This is a genomic window from Arenimonas sp., assembly GCF_019459675.1.
Taxonomy (GTDB): Bacteria; Pseudomonadota; Gammaproteobacteria; order Xanthomonadales; family Xanthomonadaceae; genus Arenimonas.
In genome coordinates this window covers 1-3,122 of record NZ_JAIBFH010000245.1, presented here as the reverse complement: position 1 = coordinate 3,122, position 3,122 = coordinate 1, and the positions used below count along the sequence as shown (strand labels likewise).

Below are 3,122 nucleotides of genomic sequence, written 5' to 3'. Positions count from 1 at the left end.
GCCCCGGGGGGGGGCGGGGCGCTACCCCAACCCCCCGCCGACACGGCGCAGGCCAGCAGTGCGGTGAACAGCGCGGGGGACGGTGCGTGGCTCATGGCAGCTCCTCGGTGGTGGACAGGGGGCGGTGCGCGGCTCAGGGCGACGGCTCGGTGGTGGCCAGCACGGTGGAAACCTGCGCGGACCAGTCGCCCACCGCGGTGACACCCACGTCGCGCCGGCCTTCGCTGCTTGCGCACAGCAGGCGTTCGAGCGGCGAGGTGCAGGCGGCCAGGTCACGCGCGCCGGTGCCGGCCTGCTGGAACGCGTCGGCGCGGATGGGGCGTGCGCTGCTGATCACCACGAAGCGATAGGCGCCGGGCGTGTCGAAGGACATCGCGGAGCGTCGGTACGGCTGGTTCGGAGGCAAGGCCTGGTCGAACTCACCGGGCTTGGGAAGCACCAGGTCAACCGCGTTGTAGGGGTCGATTGCCAGCACATAAACGTAGGCCGGTCGGGCAGCGCGGTTGATCACCGTCGCGGTGATCCGCTCGCCCGGGCCAATCCGGCGCACGCCCCCAGCCGCGGGGGGGGGGCAGGCGGGGGGGCGATAGCCATCGGCCGCAATGCAGGCCGCGACGGGGAAAGGATCGGCCTCGGTGCCGCTGGCGCTGGTTCGCAGCGCAAGCAGTTGCTGTACGCGCGCGACCTTGCGCAGGGCATCGGCCAGGCGATCGCCGAACGCGGAGTCGTCGGCGCGTCCGAGCGACGCCGCCAGCAGTGTGCCGTCAGCCGCGCGCAGCGCGATCGCATCGGGGTCGTCCGGGGCCTGGACCACGCGCGTACCGCCGTCCGCCGCCACCACGGCAACGCCGGTGGCGCGCAGGGCGGCCGCGGCGGCCGCCCGGGCGGGGCCCCCGGGCAGGTCAATGGCTACGGCGAGTGCGTCGGCGGGCAGGAAGTGGGCGACCTGTAGCGCGACCAGCCGCGCCGGCAGCGTCCCCTCTGGCGCCGTGTCGAGCTTCAGCGTGGCGCTGTTGGCCGCGACGGCGGTGACCGACGCGCTGGACAGGCTTGACTGCTGCGCAACGGCATCGGCCTGACTGGCATAGATCGCGAAGCGGGAGCCGGGCGTGATGGCACCCGTCACCCCCGCCTGCAGGGGTGTTGTGCCACCGTAATTTCTTAAGTCGTAAAGCACGACGGTGCGCGACCGGGCGCCCAGCACGGCGGTGAGTGCGCCTTCGCCCGATGGCGTCTGCGCCGGATGGCCGCTGGCGGCGACGCGCAGGCGCACCTCGTGGACCAGGTCGCCAAAGGTCGCATTGCGCATGCCCGGCATGCGAAGCGTGTCCAGCAGGGCGGTGGTGAACACGCCCGCTCGCGCGCCGACGGCGCCGCCGCCGGTTTCCTGTGCCTCCTCGCCGTCCTGCGCGGCCGCCAGGTGCACCCAATAACCATCGCCACCGGCCGCGCTGCCTTGCATCGCATCCGGCGCGGGTGGCGTGGCCCCGACGAGCGCAGGCGCACTGCGCGACTGGCCCGCGGCGCCTGTACGGGTGGCGGTCGCCGAATTGCAGGAGTCGAAGATGCTGACGAAGTACAGGCCAGCCGCGGTCGCGCGGTCCTTGAGCACCTTCAGTTCGACGTCGAAGATATCGCCGGCCGCGCCGTCCGGACGGCGGGCGTCGGTCGGCATGATGGTTCCGTTGTAGCCGGTGTCCTGGTCGCGCGCCTCGTCGTCGCGGTAGCGCGAGCCGTGGCCGGCGAAATAGAACAGCAGGGTGTCGCCGGGGCTCAGCGTGCTGATCCGCTGTTCCAGTGCCTCCAGGATCCGCGCGCGGGTCGCGCAGTCGTCGGTCAGCGTGGTGGTGGCGTCGTTGGATGAATCACAGGCGTCGTCCACGGGGGCGTCAACCTTGACGCCATAGATATCCGCCAGCGCCTGCTTGAAGCGCAAGGCGTCGCCGACGGCACCGCGCAGGTCGGAGAACACAGCGCCCGGCATTTGCGCATCGGAATAGCGGTAGCGGTCGATGCCGACGACCACGGCGTGTATGCGCCGCGTGTCCGGCGCAGGCGACCCAACCGCCGTTGGTGAGTCGTTCGGGGCGGAATCAGGTGATCCCCCGCAGCCGGACAGCAGTCCAGCCAGAAGCCCGGCCATCAGCGCCATGCGCTTCATCGTGCCCCCTCGCGCAGCACCAGCGCGCTCGGCTGCGGGTTGAAGTCGAACAGCGCTGGCTGTTGCACGCGTCGCGCAGGGGCGTCGGCCGGCAAATCATGGAAGGTGATTGCGCGCGTGCCCCCGGCGCCCGCGGCGATGCGACCGACGCGGGCATCGTTGGCCAGCGTGGGCATCCGGATGACCGAATAGGCCAGCCATTCGTCAACGCGGATGTTGCCGTCATGGTCGAGGTCCGCGTGCCCGGCGCCCAGCCCGTCCTCTGCCAGCGCATAGGTCAGCAGGCCTTGCCCGAGCCGTGCGTCCTCCAGCGCGACGTCGTCGGCCTGGGTTGCGGCCAGGATGCGGATGCCCTTGTCGTAGGCCAGTTGGCCCAGTCCGCTGTCGCCCATCGGGCCTGGCTTGAAGCGGCCGTCGGAGACGCTGGCCGCCGAATGGCAGGCGTCGATCACCAGGGCGATCTCCCCGGCCTGCATCCGCTGGAACGGCGCCACCAGATCCGCAGTGGCAAACACCGTGGACAGGTCCGGCGACTCCGAGCCGTCGGGCCAGCGGCCGTCGCCGGGGATCAGGTAGAAGTCGCCGCGCGGGTTGGCCCAGCCGTGGCCGGAGAAACTGACGATCACCGCGTCGTCGGGCGTTGCCGGCTGCAGCATCCCGGCCTCGATGCCCTCCGCACGCAGGGCCGCGAGGGTGGCGTCGCGATCGTCATCGACCGTCAGCAGGGACAGCACGCGGCTCATCGTCGCCCGGTCCACGCGCGTGCGCCGACCATCGGCGTCGCGTTCGGCGGCGAGCACCAGGCGGCGCGTTTCATAGCCGGGGATGTCGGCCAGCTGCGAAGCCATCAGACGGGCGTCGGCAGCGGCATAGTTCAAACGGAAGCGCGGTGTGTCGTAGTCGTCTATGCCGATCGCCAGCACGTAGGCGCGACGCGGGCGCGGCGCAACGCCAGAGCGCG

Annotated in this window: 2 protein-coding genes; both read right to left on the bottom strand. The window is 71.6% G+C overall.

The window, feature by feature from the left end:
* Positions 1 to 133 precede the first annotated feature (133 nt).
* Positions 134 to 2,026, bottom strand: a complete 1,893-nt coding sequence (locus K0M70_RS08305) for a caspase family protein (RefSeq protein WP_290781333.1) — start codon at positions 2,024 to 2,026, stop codon at positions 134 to 136.
* A gap of 131 nt (positions 2,027 to 2,157) precedes the next feature.
* A partial coding sequence (locus K0M70_RS08300) for a caspase family protein (RefSeq protein WP_290781332.1) occupies positions 2,158 to 3,122 on the bottom strand: 965 nt, incomplete at its 5' end.